Source organism: Paenibacillus montaniterrae (assembly GCF_018403185.1).
GTDB classification, from domain to species: domain Bacteria; phylum Bacillota; class Bacilli; order Paenibacillales; family Paenibacillaceae; genus Pristimantibacillus; species Pristimantibacillus montaniterrae.
The window spans coordinates 25,701-42,343 of sequence record NZ_BOSE01000018.1 but is presented as its reverse complement, the minus strand read 5'-3'; the positions used below and the strand labels follow the sequence as shown (position 1 = coordinate 42,343).

The following is a 16,643-nucleotide window of genomic DNA, read 5'->3' as shown; positions in this document are numbered from 1 at the left end:
GAATATGTCACGCTACCGAAGGCTGCGGTGCTCACGTAGCAACGCTCTACGCTGCGCTCCTCGCCTTCTAGTATCGTGCCATCTTCTTGGTCCTGAAAGCTGAGCTTTTTGAACACTCATTGTAAGAAGAAGTTCAAAAAGCTCAGCTTTGATGACGATGCAGCTTCTTTGTAGCGGATTCGACGTCGAATATGTCACGCTACCGAAGGCTGCGGTGCTCACGTAGCAACGCTCTACGCTGCGCTCCTCGCCTTCTAGTATCGTGCCATCTTCTTGGTCCTGAAAGCTGAGCTTTTTGAACACTCATTGTAAGAGGAAGTTCAAAAAGCCCAGCTTTGATGGCGAGGTAGTCACAAGTAGCTTAATCGGCGTCGAATATGGGGTTCAGCCGAAATGTAAGCGGTGTCGTACACAACAGGAGGAGATATCATTGAGTAACAAATATGCGATAGGTGTAGACTACGGTACACAATCCGGACGAGCGGTGTTAGTGGATTTATCCAATGGGCATGAGCTTGCCGATCATGTTACCCCCTATCGTCATCATGTAATGGATGAAGAGCTGCCATCAGGTGTGAAGCTGGAGCATGACTGGGCATTGCAGCACCCGCAGGATTATATGGAGGTTTTGGAGCAGTCGATTCCGGCAGTGCTGAAAGCAACCGGAATCTCAGCTGAGGATGTCATTAGCGTGGGAATTGATTTTACAGCCTGCACGGTGCTGCCGGTTGATGCTAATGGCACACCGCTATGCTTGCTCGAGCCGTTTGCTAATAACCCGCATGCCTGGGTGAAGCTGTGGAAGCATCATGCTGCGCAGCCTGAAGCGGATCAAATTAATGAGATCGCTGCTGCGCGAAATGAAAAATGGCTGAAGCGCTATGGCGGTAAAATTTCCTCAGAATGGATGCTGGCCAAGCTATGGCAAGTGTTAAACGAAGCCCCTGACATTTATGAGGAAGCAGATAAATTTGTAGAGGCAGCCGATTGGGTTGTCGGAATAATGACTGGCAATATCGTTCGCAACAGCTGTACAGCAGGCTATAAATCAAACTGGCATAAGCAGGACGGCTACCCTTCCGAGGAGTTCTTAAGCGCACTTGATCCGCGCCTGGAGAAGCTGACTTCAACGAAGCTGCGTGGGGAAGTGCTGCCGTTAGGCTCGAAAGCTGGCGAGCTGACGGAGGAGATGGCTGCGAAAATTGGCTTGAAGCCAGGAACTGCAATTGCAGTAGGCAATATCGACGCGCATGCAGCAGTGCCGGCGGTAGGCGCTGTGACGCCAGGCAAGCTGGTAATGGCGATGGGCACATCTATTTGCCATTTGCTGCTTGGCGAAGAAGAACGCGAAGTGGAAGGCATGTGCGGCGTTGTAGAGGATGGCATTATACCTGGCTATTACGGCTACGAAGCAGGACAATCCGCGGTTGGCGACATTTTTGAATGGTTTGTTGAGGAGTGTGTGCCGGCTTATGCATATCGTGAAGCAGAAGCCGCAGGAGAAAACATCCATGTTTACTTGACACGCCGTGCTAACGAGCTGAAGCCGGGACAGTCTGGTCTGCTGGCGCTCGACTGGTGGAATGGCAATCGTTCCGTACTGGTGGACACGAATTTGACAGGCACAATGCTTGGCATGACCTTGCTTACCAAGCCATGGGAAATGTACCGGGCATTGCTGGAGGCTACTGCATTTGGCTCGCGAAAAATTGTCGAGGCGTTCCATTCCAACGGCGTAACAGTTGAAGAGCTTTACGCATGTGGCGGCTTGCCGCAAAAAAACAAGCTGCTAATGCAAATTTATGCGGATGTAATGAATCGCGAAATTAAAATTGCAGCTTCCAGGCAGACACCGGCGCTAGGCGCAGCAATGTTTGGCGCAGTTGCAGCAGGCGCAGAAAAAGGCGGCTACGATAACATCGTAGAAGCAGCGCAAAAAATGGCACGGATACGCGAGGAAACATTTAAGCCAATTCCTGAAAATGTAGCTGTTTATAATAAGCTGTATGCCGAGTACAATCAATTGCATGACTACTTTGGTCGCGGAGACAACGAAGTGATGAAGCGTCTTAAGGCAATCAAAGAGAAAGCAGCTGAATGCTGCGCGCCGTAAAGCCGAGCTTTTTGAACACTCACTTATAAGATACATTTATCCTACTTCAAAAATCCTGTTAGAGAAAAAAATTCTCTAGCAGGATTTTTTTTATAAACTTTTATGCCTATTTTACCGTATATAGATAAAGGATTTAAATAAACAGGAAAAAAGAACCATTTATGACAGTTGGGTTATTTTTGAAATGGAGAACGCAGGCTATTTAGGGTAGAATATAGATTACGAGTAGAAAAAGGGTGGAGGCTGAGCGAAAGTGTATTGTCATCACTGTCAAAGAAGCTTTGCTGAGGATGCTATATACTGTAGCCAATGCGGAAGAAAATTGCTTCAGCACAACATAACTGGAATACAAAAGGTCGGAATTTGGCCTGATGATACACATAAGCTCCCCGCAGATGAGCAAGCTGCGGCACAAGAAGCAGCTCAAGATTTGGTTGCGGCAAGTGGAGAAGTGGAAAAACAACATGTGAAGCGTAGAAACAGCAATTTTGCTTTAAAAGCTACAGTCGGTTTTATTTTATTATTTTCATTAATTTCGGGATTGTTGTTTCATTTTTACAAGGTAGAGCTGGATATTAACGAAGAGGTGTTAAACCTGCAGTCGATGGCTAAGGTGGAGGCGCTGGCTGGCAATTACGAGGAGTCGCTCGGCTTATTGCAGGAGGCTATTACATTGCGGCCCAATTTCGCAGCACTGGCGCAGGATGAAAATATGGTTTACCACGCCATTCGCATCGAACGGATGGGGGACGAGCTGGAACAAACGATTGTATCCGGGAAGGAGTCGGAGGCTGAGGCTCAGCTGGAGGAGCTGCGACAGGAGCTTAAAGGCTTTAAGGAGCCTGTATTTGACCGACATCGCGAGCGGCTTGAGGAATTGAATATGAAATATACGATATTGAGCTTGACAAATGAATTGTCCAAGCTTGGTACAATTGAGGATCTTGGCAATTTGCTTAACGTTGCGAACGGCTTGATTGGGAAAGAAGCAACGACTTTAAAGGAGCAAATTACCGATCGCATACGCACAACTGCAACCGCGGAAGTTAATAAGCTGCTTGAACGCAAGCGTTATACAGCAGCGCTTACCATTACTGACGAAGCGTTGGGATGGGTGCGCGGCGATGACATTTTGATGGAGCTGAAGCAAAAGGTGAAGCAGGAGCAGGCTTCCTATGCTTTAGCGGAGGAGCAGCGAATTCAACGCGCAATGGAGGAGGCTGCTGCAGAGGATTATATTAATCAGACGGCAGCAGTTGAGCTGATCGAATTTGAGAAGGTTATGAATGAGCTGGGAGATATCGTCGTTGTTGCTCATTTGAAAAACGTAGCCACTCGCGCGATCTTTAATGTCTCCTTAAGCTATGAAATTGTGAATGGAGAGGGTGCAGTCATTGGCAGCGGCAAAATTGGCGTGACGCCAGACTATGTCGCATCAGGCGAAGGTATGACCTTTTCCGTAACGCTGCCGGAAGAAATCGAATATGAGGAAGAGCTGAAGCTGGAAATTATTGAAGGAACGTGGAGCCTGGAATAAGCGATTGCTTACCATGTACAATAAAAGCTATACAGAGAATGATAAGCAAGCAGCAGCATGAAAGGTTGAGGGGGAGAGCTATGAACTGGCGAGCGATACTGGTCATTCTCGGAATTTTCTTAATGCTCGGCGGAGGAGTAATTGCGTACGCTGAGCTAAAGGAGATTGTGCCGAAGCAGCTGAATGGAGCGCCATTAATTGCTGTAGGCGAAAAAAACAAATCGCTGAAGGATATTATTTTTGAAACTCAAAAATATGTCGTCATGATTGAGACGGATAGCGGCAATCAAGGATCAGGATTTTTATATAATGATCAGGGTGATTTAATTACGAATGCCCATGTTGTATCGGGTGTTAGGCATGTACGTGTGAAAACAGCTGATGCCCGCGAGCTTGCGGGAGAGGTGATTGGCATTAGTACTGAAGTGGATGTTGCAGTAGTACGTGTTCCCGAGCTGGCAGGGGGCGGCGGCCTGTCCCTTGTAAAATTCGAAAAGGCTAGTGTCGGCGACGAGGTGCTGTCTGTCGGCAGTCCTTTAGGGTTACATAACACAGTTACGACTGGCATTATTAGCGGAGTTGGCCGCAGCTTGCAAATATCTCCATACACGTACAATGATCTATATCAAATTTCTACGCCAATCTCGCATGGCAACAGCGGCGGTCCGCTTGTCGATACAACATCCGGCTCAGTGCTGGGCATTAACTCTGCCGGTTTGGAAAACAGCTCAATCGGCTTCAGTATTCCAATCGTCAATGTGCTGCCTCTAATCGAAGGCTGGTCAAAGGAGCCGATGACGATGCTGCCAGGCATCTCACTCACAGATGATGAGCATGTGTCGGAGGAAGAAAAGCAGCCGCTTGATCAGCTTGCCAGCTATTTAGTGAAGCATTTTTACGATGCGATAAATATTGGCGACTATGTATATGCCTATTCACTGCTAGGTGCAGATTGGCAGGAAGGCATCAGCTACGTGAAATTTCGTGACAGCTATATTCATATGCGCAACATCTCAATTGATGATGAGCATATTTCGCTTAATGAGGAAGAAGCGATGGTTACGGTCGTCCTATCTGCTGACGAAAGAATGGAAGGTGCTTATAAATTCGTCAAGCAGCAAATAACATTCCGAGTCGGCTACGATGACGACCAATTAAAGCTGCTAAGCAGCAAAGCAAAGTATCTGCAATAAGAGCAAGGCAAGGGACGCTTTCTGGGTACTAACACCAGACGCGTCCCTTTTTTACTTAGTCCGCCCTAGAAAACAAGGAGCACATCGTAGGCACTAACTACGTGAGCACCAGAGTTTTCGCTAGCATTCAAGATTCGCCGTCGACTACGCTGCAACGCAAACCATCGTAATCAAAGTCGAGCTTTTTTAAATTTCACTTCAAATCAAGATTTAAAAAGCTCGGCTTTCAGTACCGAGAAGATGGGACGATACTAGAAAACGAGGAGCGCAGCGTAGGCACTAACTACGTGAGCACCGCAGTTTTCGGTAGCGTCACATATTCGATGTCGAGTAAACTACGAAGCATTGCATCGTAATCAAAGTCGAGCTTTTTAAATTTCCTCTTAGTAGTAGATAAGTTCAATTGTAATATGATCACTAGGCCCCAACTGATGATTAATCATCGAAGTTGGTAGCATACGGCTGTTCAAGTGCATAGAATAGTCTACATTGTCGTCAATGACTACGCCGCTAACAACCAGGATTTGACCTTGTGGAGACAGCTGAATAACACCTGTGCTGTTTAGTGCATCGTATACTGACAGGCCTGGCTGATAGGCAAGTCGATAAGTGCTTGTGGCATTCGGATAAGCAGTACCACCGTCAATATTAATAAAAATGTCCTGAGTTCTAGGTCCGCCTATAGGAATAGGAAGTGGCAGAGGTATTACTGGCCCAGGTCCCCAAGGTCCGCCCCAAGGACCAACCCAAGGCCCAGGCCCAATCCAAGGTCCGGGACCACCCCAAGGTCCGGGTCCCCAAGGCCCGTGCCCCCAAGGTCCAGGCCCCCAAGGTCCGTGTCCCCAGGATCCATGCTCATGTCCATGCTCATGACCATGTCCGTCAGTAGGTCTTTCCTCTGCAAATTCTTCTCCAGTTTCATGGTGCTGCCATTCAGGAGCAAGATGATCATATTGCTCGCGGGGAACAGCTGGAACTGGGATCGTTCCGATTAACGGCTGTCCCCAAGGCCCAGGTCCCCAAGGTCCTGGCCCGTGTCCAGGCCCCCAAGGTCCAGGTCCACCCCAGGGTCCAGGTCCACCCCAAGGTCCAGGTCCACCCCAAGGTCCGGGACCACCCCAAGGTCCAGGTCCCCATGGACCGGCCCCAAGCGGACCGAAAACAGGAGGAACAGGCACAACGACTGGTGAAGTGCTTAACGCTTCACGATATTCAAATGATTCTGAATCAGGTTGAGCATACAGTTGTTCATGTTCATTACTCATTAAGTATTCAAACTCCTTTACGAGTATATTAGGCATTCGTCCTGCAGTAGCTTATGCCAAATGCTTAAATTGGGTTCCTGTACCCGTTCCAAAATCATGTAAAAATAAAAAAGAGCTTGCCCGGAAAGTCAGTGAAAACCGACCATCTGAACAAGCTCTTATTATTTATCGCTTTGCGCGAAGCCGCTTATTAAAGAGCTGCTTCGTAGCGTTTGCCAACTTCATCCCAGTTTACTACGTTCCAGAATGCTGCAATGTAGTCAGGGCGTTTGTTTTGATAGTTCAAGTAGTAAGCATGCTCCCATACATCCAGACCAAGGACAGGTGTTTTACCTTCCATAATTGGGCTGTCTTGGTTAGGCAAGCTGTATACTTCAATTTCGCCATTGTTTACAGCCAGGAATGCCCAGCCGCTGCCGAAACGAGTTGTAGCTGCTTTTGCAAACTCAGCCTTGAAGTTTTCAAAGCTGCCGAATTTGCTATTGATTGCTTCTGCAAGCTTGCCAGTTGGCTCGCCGCCGCCGTTAGGGCCGATTGTTTCCCAGAACAGGCTGTGGTTAGCATGTCCGCCACCGTTGTTGCGAACTGCAGTACGGATTGCTTCAGGCACGCTGTCAAGATTAGCAATTAGCTCTTCAACAGATTTGTCTTGCAGCTCAGGAGCAGATTCCAAAGCAGCGTTAAGGTTTGTTACATAAGTATTATGATGACGACCATGATGGATTTCCATAGTCAAAGCATCGATGTGCGGCTCAAGCGCATTGTGTGCATAAGGTAAAGCTGGTAATTGATGTGCCATTTGCAATAACCTCCAATTTGAAATATGTAGTTACTCTATTTATTATCACCGATTTGATGGAATAAAGCAACATAGATGTTTAAAAAGTCTGGTGTAATTTCGTTCCCATTGGACAGTGTTGCTTTGCAAGCTCATTTTTATTCATCCACGTACAAATAAAAGGCATAATCAGTAGGCGTGCCGCTATGGCCGAGCTGCCGCAGCATAGCTGTTAGGTTGCCACGATGATAGGTTCCATGATTAACAACATGCTGAACCAAGCCTGATATGCTAGTATTGAGCGAGCCATATGCTGGGTGGGAAATTGCAATCTGTTTCTCGCAACATTTCTTGCTAGTTTGCTATTCGACGCAGTACTCTTGCTCCCTCTTTTTACAATTTCAATCGGAAAAACTAGACCATTTGGCAACGTTCGTTTTATTATCAATAGGCGACTACAATTTATTCATTATTGACAAAAATCGAGGATATAATCGTTCAATATAAGCGCTTACAATAAAAATGTTTGTTATTTCGCGTATTTTCAATATATAATATGTCTATTGGGCAAGGATTTTACAAGAATTTGTCGTATTATCTTTGGGTACTGATCTTTTAGAAGTAGGTGTAAATGATGAATGTACGTTCGATTCAATTGGCAGATTATCGCAGCATCAAGGAGCTTTTTGAAGAGGTTCTTTCTGAGGAAGCATGTGAGCAAACACTGGTCGCCTTTAGCCGTCAATTAGGCTGGGACAGCGACCTTGTCATCGTAGCCGAGGCAGACGAGCAAATTGTTGGCGTCATCATAGGTACTATCGATAATAATAAAGGCTACTATTATCGAATTGCAATTGCACAAAACTATCAACAGCAAGGGATAGATAAAGAACTCGTTCACGCATTAAAGCAGCGCTTCGATCAAAAGAAAGTTTCAAAAATCTACGTGACTGCTGACGAATACAATGAGCCTATCTTCAAGCTATTTGAATCCCTGGGATTTGCAACGACTGATTTTATTCGCTCTTTTCAAAAATTAAGTATTGTTAGCGGATAACGGCCATTATATTTATAGCAAGGCATAGCTGCAGGATCTTTCACAGCTATGCCTTTTCTTTTTATTCGAGCAGCCCATTAGGGAAGCTGCAGCGGTATAATCAAAATAATTTGCGTGCCTTGTCCAGGCGAGCTCTCAAGTATAAACTCACCTTCAGCGCCATAGGTTAACACAAAGCGGCGGTATGCATTGTAAATACCCGTATGCTTGTTGAAATACTCGTTCTGCAGCTCTCCCTTTGCCTCGATCAGCTGCTGCATATGCTGCATAATCGGCTCAGGCATGCCGATCCCCGTATCTTTAATTTCGATTTTCAGCTTGTCGCCCAGCTTTTGCGCGCGTACAGTTAGCTTAAACTGCTCAGGTGTCATGCTTGGCGTCCAGGCATACTTGAAGGAATTTTCAATATACGGCTGGATGCTCATTTTCATAATTCGCTCCTCCAGCACCTGATCATCAATATCAAGCTCAGCGTTGACATGCTGATGATGTCGATAGTAGTGAATATTCATAAAGTGGCGAATATAATCAACCTCTTCTCTTAACGTCGTCCACGAGCTGTTATTGCTGACCGTATGCCGCATCATGCGTGACAGTGACAGCACCATATCGCTGACGGCATCGCCGTTGTTGCGTGCTGCATAGGAATCGATCGTCTCCAGCGTATTAAATACAAAGTGCGGGTTGATCTGGGCCTGCAACTGCAAAATTTCATGCTCCTTCTCACGCAGCTGAGCGCGATAAACCTGCTGCTCCATTTCCTCCAGTTTATGAATCGTTCGATTGTAGCTGTGCACCAGATAGCCGATTTCATCGGACCTGGCCGTATTGGCAATAGGCGTGTAAATGCCCCGGCTCAGCTTTTCCATCCCTTTCTTCAGCCTGCTTAACGGTTTAACAACAGTGTTCATGCTAGGAAATGCGATAATGACAGCAAGGACCAGGCTGACAAATGCGATGATCATCGTTGCCTGAATCGCCTTGGCGACCCCTTGCTTTATATCGGCACGGTTGGCAATCCAGACCAGCTCCCAATTTTCATCAAACAGGGAGGAAATGGATGCCTCGTAGGTTTGGTTCTGGCTAGTAAAATAAAACGTTTGCTGCTTATTGTCTTGCTCGGCATAGGCTTGCTTAAACCGTTCGGCTAGCTGCGCCTCCACATCAAGCTCGGAGGACTGATATAGCCGCTGAGCCGGCTTGTAGTACAAATAAAGCTGACCAGCTTGCCCGTGCTCATTTTCCAATATATTGAATATTTTTTCTGCTTTAATTTCTATCATCAGCCAAGACGTAATATCGCCATTATGCAAATTGACAATTGGCCATACATAAGAAAAAATAGAGTCCTTGGCATAGAGCACATAATTCATCGGATGAGGCGGCAAAAGCTGATTACTCTCCAACTGATAAATGCTGCTGTACAATGTATCCGCTTTAAAATTAAACGATGCGTCAAGCGTTTTTTGATTCGTTTGAAAATAGGTTTTGTTTTGCTTGTCCAAATAAAGCACGCCTAATATTTCCGGATAAAACTGCATCGCATTGGAAATGAGCGAGCGAAATTCAATAATGTCCGACGATTGCTGGGCGAGATCCTGCCTGTCCGTCCCGGTAAAGCGCTGAAAGCTGGTATGATTGACCAGCCCTTCAAAGGAATATTGCATCTGCGTAAAGTAGCTGTTCAAATCATTGCTGACAAAGCTGATATGCTGTCTGGAAAGATTTGTAGAATAGCTATTGCTCGAGCTTGTCATATAGCTGATCGATGCATAGCTGACCAGTATAAGCGGGATGATTGAAATCAATAACAAGATAAAAAATAATTTGTATTTTATAGACATTTGGTTTACGATGCGTGTTATAGCGGAGTTTTTCATCACGATCTATCTCCTGTAGTTTTGTTCGTAATGTCGGACTTATCGTTTTTAGCTGCAATGTACAAGTATCATAACCGCAATAAAAGGGGTGTGCAAGTATGAAAATCTGTGTTGCAGACGATGAATATGAGGTTAGACAAAGCATCATTCAAAAGCTGAGCAGATTTGTTTCTTCCGAGCATATATTTGATGTAGGCTATGGCAAGCAAGCGCTGGAGCAGATTCAATATTTATGCCCAGATATTTTGCTGCTAGACATCCGCATGCCAGAAATAGATGGACTAGAGATATTGCAGAGGCTGAGCAGCTCCTATCCGAATATGAAAATTATTATTGTATCTGGCTATGACGATTTCGATTATTGCCGCATGGCAATTCAGCACGGGGCAATGGACTATATTTTAAAGCCGGTTGACCGGCAGCAGCTGATGAGCAACGTGCAGCGGGTGCAGCAGGAGCTTGCGCAAAAATTTATTCAGGAATTCGAGTACGAGCGGCTAAAGCTGCCTACTCCGATATTCAGCTATGAGCAAATGGATGTAACGGACGGCAGTCTGTGGCTGGATGAACGCATTCAAAAATCGGTTTATTTCTACGAGGACTATGAAGCCGAGCAATGGCAGCAAATTATGAAGACGTCGCTCTGCCAATTCGTGACTGGCGAAGGCTGGAAGCTGGCTATTGCACAAAGCTTGGAGCAGTCGCATCAAGGCTTCCATAAGCGGCAGGAAGCGCTGTCTTATATCGATCAGCAAATTAAAAAACGGCAAGCAGCTATTTTCTATGAAGGGCGATTGCTGCCGGCATCCAGCTCTGTAATGGAGCAGACGCGCAAGGAAGCAAAAGCATGTAGAATGAAGCTGATTCGAGCGATTTTGCAGGAGCAGCTTGCCGAAATTGACGAGCTGCTGGAAGGCTGGTTTGAGCATGCATCCAGCCTTACGTTGCAAGAGCTGCAATATGAATGCGCTTTACTGCTGACTGCGATCGATGAAAGCTTAATCCATCCGTCAGTCGTTATGGTAGAGCAGGATCGAATTCGCTACTGGCTTAGCTGGGTTGCAGATTTTGAAACATGGTCGCAGCTTGAAACGCAAATGCGCGGTGTTATTCGCGGCAGCATTAAAGCGAAGCAGCATATGCAGCAGCTGCAGCAAAACGCAATTTCCGAAAGCTGGCTTGATCGGGTGCAGCGCATCATCGATACCGACCGAACCGGGGAAATTAGTCTGGAGCAGGCGGCTGAAGCTGTCAGCATCCATCCTGTCACGCTAAGCCGCATGTTCAAGCAGCAGTTCGGCATGAACTTCAGCAAATATGTGACACGCAAAAAGATGGAGCGCGCACATAAGCTGCTGCTGGAAACAGATATGAAGGTCTATGATATTATGAGCAGCATTGGCTATGCTGACGAACGCTACTTCCGCAGCATCTTTAAGCGAGAATTTGGCGTAACGCCAACGGAGCTGAGAAAGCAGCAGGCTGAGCAGCGTTAAAATGTTCACCGCTACACACTAAATCATTCATCTACGCTTTCTAGCAAGGCTCGACTACAATTACGGTATTGTCCATAAGCCATGATTGGAGGAGATAGGATGAAGAAGATTAAAGTAGGGATTGTCGGAACGGGCTTTATAAGCGGCGCTCATATTGAAGCGATAAGACGCCTTGGCATTGCCGAGGTTGTTGCTATAGCAGGCAGAACTGCCGCATCGGCGAAAAAGGCAGCAGAGCATTGGAATATTCCATACGCATTTGGCGATTATAAGGAAATGCTAGCGCTGGCCGAGCTTGATGTTATTCATAATTGCACGCCAAACGCGATGCATGTAGAAGTCAACGAGCATGCGATTCTGGCTGGCAAGCATGTGCTGTCGGAGAAGCCGCTAAGCTTGAATAGCCAGCAAAGCGAGTATTTGCTTTCGCTGCTGCAAAACAAGCAGCTGGTGCACGGCGTTAACTATGTGTATCGAAACTATCCGCTGGTGCAGCATATGAAGGAGAAGATCGCCCAGCAGGAAATCGGGAAAATCTATCATATCCATGGCGGCTATTTGCAGGACTGGCTGTTGTTTGATACGGACTACAATTGGCGAATCGACAGCGAGCAAGGCGGAGCTTTGCGAGCAGCAGCCGATATTGGGTCGCATGGGCTTGATTTGATCGAATATATTACGAATGCAAAAATTGTGAAAGTATTTGCTGATCTTGTTACTGTGATGCCGACGAGACGCAAGCCGAAGCAAGCGAGCCAAACGTTTGGCGAGCAGCAGGCTGATGCGGAATATGAAAGCTACGAGGTAAGCAACGACGATTGCGGTACAATCTTGTTCCGACTGGACAATGGCGCCTCTGGCAGCTTTATCGTTTCGCAGGTTAGTGCGGGCAGAAAGAATCATCTGTATCTGGAGATTAGCGGCAGTAAATCCTCCTTTGCCTGGAATCAGGAAAATCCCGCTCAGCTATGGGTCGGCAAGCGGCAGGACGCTAATGCGGAGCTGCTTAATGATCCGCTGCTGCTCGCTCGAGATGCAAGGGCGTACAGCCATTATCCTGGCGGCCACATAGAGGGCTGGCCTGATGCGCAAAAAAATATGATGGAGCAATTTTATCAGGACGTGCTTGGCAAGCAATCCGCATCGCGTCCACGCTATGCAACCTTTGCCGACGGCCATCATTCGATGAAACTGCTTGATGCAATTTTGCAAAGCGCCACGACGAAAAGCTGGGTTGAGCTGTAGAAGCTGGAGCAAGCTTAAATTTGGACCAAGCTTAGTTCAAACTTAAACGATACAGGAAGCGAGGAACGTTTTGCATGAGAACAGCATTTGGAACAGTGTTGGTATGGATTATAGTATGTGCACTGCTGGCAAGCTGCTCGCTGTCTCGTTCCTCGGCCGCTCCTGATTCTGTAAATGAGAAAGCGGAGCAGCCGGAAGCTCCTATTAAAATATTGTTCGGCTCGGCAGAGCTGGGCTCCGAGGCGCTTGTCGCATCAGTCAACCGCTATGAGCAGCTGACTGGCAAGCAGATTGAGGTGCATACGTTCAGTCATGACAACATACAAGCGAAGGTTTACAACGAGCTAATCCAGCAAAGCAACACATTTGACCTAATACTGATGAACGCTGCCTGGGTACCGATTATGATCAGCCATTTGGAGCCTTTATCAGGGTATTTAACGGACGAGGCGTATGGTGACGCGCAGCTTGAAGATCTTGTGGCGAAGATTTTAGCTGACGGCTCTTTATTTAATCCGCGGCAGCTCAGCTCGATTATGCCGCCTGAAGAAATTGGCCCAGTAGAGAATATAACGGCTCGCGGCTTCGATTTTTATACGCTGCCGATTGCAAGCAATGTGCTAATGGGGACGTATCGCGAGGATGTATTCAAGGATCGACTCGTGAAGCAAGCCTTTGAGCAGCGCTACGATAAGGAAATCGCACTGCCAGCAACGCTTATGGAGTACGAGACCTTAAATCGCTTCTTCACCTCAGAGCTCGATACCTCGCTTAATAAAGGGATCTCCTATGGCTCTACATTTATGGCAGGCGATGCTGAAGCGAGCTTTATCGAGTATACGGCGATATTAAATGCGCTCGGCGGCAGTCTGTACAGTGACAAGCAGCAGCCGAATCTAATGACCAGCGAAGCTCTAAAGGCGCTCGAGCTGTACGGCAAATGGCTGAACGATCGCTCGATCAGCTCGCCAGAGGTGCTGGATTTTGGCTGGGAGGAAGCAGCGATCGCATTTAACTCGGGACAAGCTGCGATGGGGATGAATGTCTTCAAGATGGAGCTATCGCCAGCAATTCGCACAGGCAGACTCGATTATTTTACGTTCCCTTCAATGGACGAGCAGGGCAAAGGGCCGTATCTGATCACCTGGGGGCTTGCCATTAACAAATACAGCTCGCAAAAGAATGCGGCTTATGAGCTGCTGAACTATTTGACGAGCAGCGAGCAGCAAATAAGCGCGCTGAAATATAAAAATCAGATTACCCGGATTTCAGCGTTTGCTGCGTCCGACGAGCTCATTATTGAGCAAAATCGCAATTACTATGATGTGCTGCTTACATCGATCGAGCGTGCAGCACTGCGACCGCGCATGATCAATTATAGTCAGATGGTCGATATTGTTAGCACTGCGATTCAAGCGTATATAAGCGGCAACGCATCGGCTGAGCAGGCGCTTAGTCAAGCACAGACGGAGCTGCTGGAGCTTGGCTCCTCATAGGCAGTCAGTTGGGCCATGTTGACGCACAAGCTAAATAGGTGCATATAAGAAAGCGCAAGCTTAAGGCTGGAGAAGCCAGAAAGCTTGCGCTTTTCGCGTCTTGAACAAATATGCGCAGCTGTAGCCAAGCTAAAAAGTTCCCCCTACCGTGTTAAATTATTCGCATATTATACGGCTTTCAAAAGCTTTATATTTAACTCAGGCAAGATGTTTCAAAAAGCTTTTTGAACAACTATTTTAATTTCAATAAACGCGCAGCATAAGATTAAGGGGGATGGCGATGATGAAGCTAGGCTACCAAACGAATACATGGGGCGGCGTTGTCGGCGCAGCGGGCGGCGTTACATGTGTTAAGGAAGCATACTACTGGGCCAACGGCTCTACTGAGCAGGCATTGGCGCAAATTGCAGAAGCGGGCTATAGCGGCTTTGAGCTTTTTGAAGGAAACTTAATGGCTTACGAGGACAAGCCTGAACAATTTAAAACACTGTGCGAGAAGCATCAGCTGGACTTTATTGGCGTATATACAGGCGGCAATTTCATCTATCCGGATATTTTAGAGGATGAATTTTACAAAATCAGACGTGTCGCACAGTTTGCTGCATCGCTGGGGGCAGAGCAGCTCGTCATTGGCGGCGGAGCGATTCGCTCGGCAGGCATTCAGGACAGCGATTATGAGCGACTGGCGGATGCCTTGAACAAGCTTGATCAGCTAGCTAAGGAGCTGGGACTGCAGGCGACCTATCATCCGCATTTGGGAACGATTGTTCAATCGTGGGAACAGCTGCAGCGCATCATGTCGTTAACGAGCATCAGCTTGTGCCCGGATACAGCGCATTTGGAGGCAGGCGGCTGCGATCCTGTTAAAGTAATCGAGACGTATATCGACCGCATTCCTTACATTCACTTTAAAGACTTGCAGGGCAGCGATTTTGTACCGCTTGGACAAGGAGGACAAAACTTCAAGGCAATGCTCGAGCTGCTTGTGAAGCATGGCTACTCCGGCTGGATTACGACCGAGCTTGACAGCCACCCTGACCCTAAAGCGGGGGCAGAGCAAAGCTACGCTTATTTGAAGCAGCTGCTGCAAGGCTAACCATAAAAAAATGCTCAACTAATGAACAGGGGGAACAACAATGAAAAAGGGTACTAAAGCAATCGTTTCAATGCTGTGCATCATGATGCTGCTGCTAGCGGCATGCAGTAACTCACCTGGAAATAACAGCAATAGCGGCAATAACAGCAATGGAGGAAATGCAACTGAGCCTCCAGCCGTAACGGAGCCAATTACAGTCAACCAGGATTTGCCTCAAAAAGAGATTTTAAGCCAAGGGCCGCATGGCGAGCTGGCTGTATCGGCAAAATCATTAGAGCTAACCGTTGAAGAAATTAAGCAAATTAAAGAGAAAAAGCTGACAGCAGCTATTTCCATGCACTATGCGGGCAATGACTGGTCAACTGCGCAAATTAAAGGGCTGCAGGACACATTTGCCAAAATGGGCGTTGAAGTCGTAGCTGTAACGGACGCACAGTTCAAATCAGAGAAGCAGGTTTCCGATATCGAGACAATTCTCGCGAAGCAGCCGGATATTTTAGTCAGCATTCCTGTTGATGCGGTATCAACTGCATCCGTATACAAGCAGGCGGCCGAGCAAGGCGTGAAGGTTGTCTTTATGGACAATGCGCCAACTGGTCTTGAAGCTGGCAAGGATTATGTCAGCGTCGTATCTGCCGACAACTATGGCAACGGCATTGAAGCGGCACATATTTTGGCGGACAAGCTGAACGGTGAAGGCAAAATCGCGGTCATTTACCACGATGCTGACTTCTTCGTAACGAAGCAGCGTGTAGAAGCATTCGAGAAAACCATTGCAGAAAACTATCCAAATATTGAAATCGTAGATCGCGGCGGCATTGCCGATCAAAACCAAGGCGAGACAGTAGCATCAGCGCTATTGACGAAAAATGCGGATTTGGACGGCATGTTTGTTGTCTGGGATGTACCAGCAGAAGGTGCGCTGGCAGCGGTTAAAGCAGCAGGACGCAATGAACTGGTCATGACAACGATTGACCTTGGTACAAATGTCGCAATTGAAATAGCGAAAAACGGCATCATACAAGGCTTGGGCGCTCAGCTGCCTTATGACCAAGGCGTCGCTGAGGCGATTCTCGCAGGCTATGCCGTGCTAGGCAAGGAAACACCACCATATGTTGCGGTTCCAGCACTTAATGTAACACACGACAATGTACTTGACGCTTGGAAGTTGGTGTATCATCAGGAGGTTCCAGAATCAATCCAAACCGCATATAAGGAGTAGTTCAAAAATCCGACTTTGATGACGATGCGACTTCTCTGTAGCGGATTCGGCGGCGAATCTTGAACGCTAGCGAAAATTCCGGTGCTCACGTAGGTCTATCTACGCTGCGCTCCTCATTTTCTACTAGCGTCCAAGCTTCTTGGTCCTGAAAGCCGAATTTTTGAACCTTCATTGGAAGCGGTAGTTCAAAAAGTCCGACTTTGATGACGATGCGACTTCTCTGTAGCGGATTTGACGGCGAATCTTGAACGCTAGCGAAAATTCC

12 protein-coding genes and 1 pseudogene are annotated in these 16,643 nt (G+C 47.2%); 9 read left to right on the top strand and 4 right to left on the bottom strand.

Features of this window, described 5'->3' with window-relative positions:
• Positions 1-430 precede the first annotated feature (430 nt).
• The 3 genes from KJS52_RS26635 to KJS52_RS26625 all read left to right on the top strand — a co-directional run bounded on the left by KJS52_RS26635 (position 431) and on the right by KJS52_RS26625 (position 4,843).
• Entirely contained in the window at positions 431-2,113 is a 1,683-nt protein-coding gene (locus tag KJS52_RS26635) for a ribulokinase (RefSeq protein ID WP_213520619.1), read from the top strand.
• Between the two features lie 322 nt (positions 2,114-2,435).
• Positions 2,436-3,650 (top strand): hypothetical protein, encoded by a 1,215-nt coding sequence (locus KJS52_RS26630; protein ID WP_213520617.1) that lies wholly within the window; start codon positions 2,436-2,438, stop codon positions 3,648-3,650.
• Between the two features lie 80 nt (positions 3,651-3,730).
• A complete protein-coding gene (locus KJS52_RS26625; RefSeq protein WP_213520615.1) occupies positions 3,731-4,843 on the top strand; it encodes a S1C family serine protease in 1,113 nt (370 codons plus the stop codon).
• Positions 4,844-5,226: 383 nt separating this feature from the next.
• Here the strand turns inward: KJS52_RS26625 and KJS52_RS26620 are convergent, their stop codons facing one another.
• The 3 genes and pseudogenes from KJS52_RS26620 to KJS52_RS26610 all read right to left on the bottom strand — a co-directional run.
• Positions 5,227-6,108 carry a hypothetical protein gene (locus KJS52_RS26620; protein WP_213520613.1) on the bottom strand — a complete coding sequence of 294 codons (882 nt, stop codon included), beginning with the start codon at positions 6,106-6,108 and terminating at the stop codon, positions 5,227-5,229.
• A gap of 190 nt (positions 6,109-6,298) precedes the next feature.
• Positions 6,299-6,907: a superoxide dismutase gene (locus tag KJS52_RS26615; RefSeq protein ID WP_213520611.1), complete on the bottom strand. Its 609-nt coding sequence runs from the start codon at positions 6,905-6,907 to the stop codon at positions 6,299-6,301.
• A gap of 137 nt (positions 6,908-7,044) precedes the next feature.
• A pseudogene (locus tag KJS52_RS26610) lies at positions 7,045-7,215 on the bottom strand (DinB family protein); the annotation flags it as partial.
• Positions 7,216-7,517: 302 nt separating this feature from the next.
• On the opposite strand from KJS52_RS26610, the gene KJS52_RS26605 reads away from it, so the two are divergent.
• The gene (locus tag KJS52_RS26605) at positions 7,518-7,943 is read left to right on the top strand and encodes a GNAT family N-acetyltransferase (protein WP_306433608.1); all 426 of its coding nucleotides are present in this window, start codon (positions 7,518-7,520) and stop codon (positions 7,941-7,943) included.
• Positions 7,944-8,020: 77 nt separating this feature from the next.
• Here the strand turns inward: KJS52_RS26605 and KJS52_RS26600 are convergent, their stop codons facing one another.
• On the bottom strand, positions 8,021-9,823 hold the full coding sequence (locus KJS52_RS26600) for a sensor histidine kinase (protein ID WP_213520609.1): 1,803 nt from the start codon (positions 9,821-9,823) through the stop codon (positions 8,021-8,023).
• A 98-nt stretch (positions 9,824-9,921) separates the two neighbouring features.
• Between KJS52_RS26600 and KJS52_RS26595 the strand changes: the two genes are divergently transcribed.
• The 5 genes from KJS52_RS26595 to KJS52_RS26575 all read left to right on the top strand — a co-directional run bounded on the left by KJS52_RS26595 (position 9,922) and on the right by KJS52_RS26575 (position 16,378).
• Positions 9,922-11,319, top strand: a complete 1,398-nt coding sequence (locus KJS52_RS26595) for a response regulator (RefSeq protein WP_213520607.1) — start codon at positions 9,922-9,924, stop codon at positions 11,317-11,319.
• Positions 11,320-11,418: 99 nt separating this feature from the next.
• Entirely contained in the window at positions 11,419-12,564 is a 1,146-nt protein-coding gene (locus KJS52_RS26590; RefSeq protein WP_213520605.1) for a Gfo/Idh/MocA family protein, read from the top strand.
• Between the two features lie 74 nt (positions 12,565-12,638).
• Positions 12,639-14,060 (top strand): extracellular solute-binding protein, encoded by a 1,422-nt coding sequence (locus KJS52_RS26585; protein ID WP_213520603.1) that lies wholly within the window; start codon positions 12,639-12,641, stop codon positions 14,058-14,060.
• 283 nt (positions 14,061-14,343) lie between these two features.
• Positions 14,344-15,156 (top strand): sugar phosphate isomerase/epimerase family protein, encoded by an 813-nt coding sequence (locus tag KJS52_RS26580; protein ID WP_213520601.1) that lies wholly within the window; start codon positions 14,344-14,346, stop codon positions 15,154-15,156.
• A gap of 40 nt (positions 15,157-15,196) precedes the next feature.
• On the top strand, positions 15,197-16,378 hold the full coding sequence (locus tag KJS52_RS26575) for a substrate-binding domain-containing protein (RefSeq protein WP_213520599.1): 1,182 nt from the start codon (positions 15,197-15,199) through the stop codon (positions 16,376-16,378).
• Positions 16,379-16,643 lie beyond the last annotated feature (265 nt).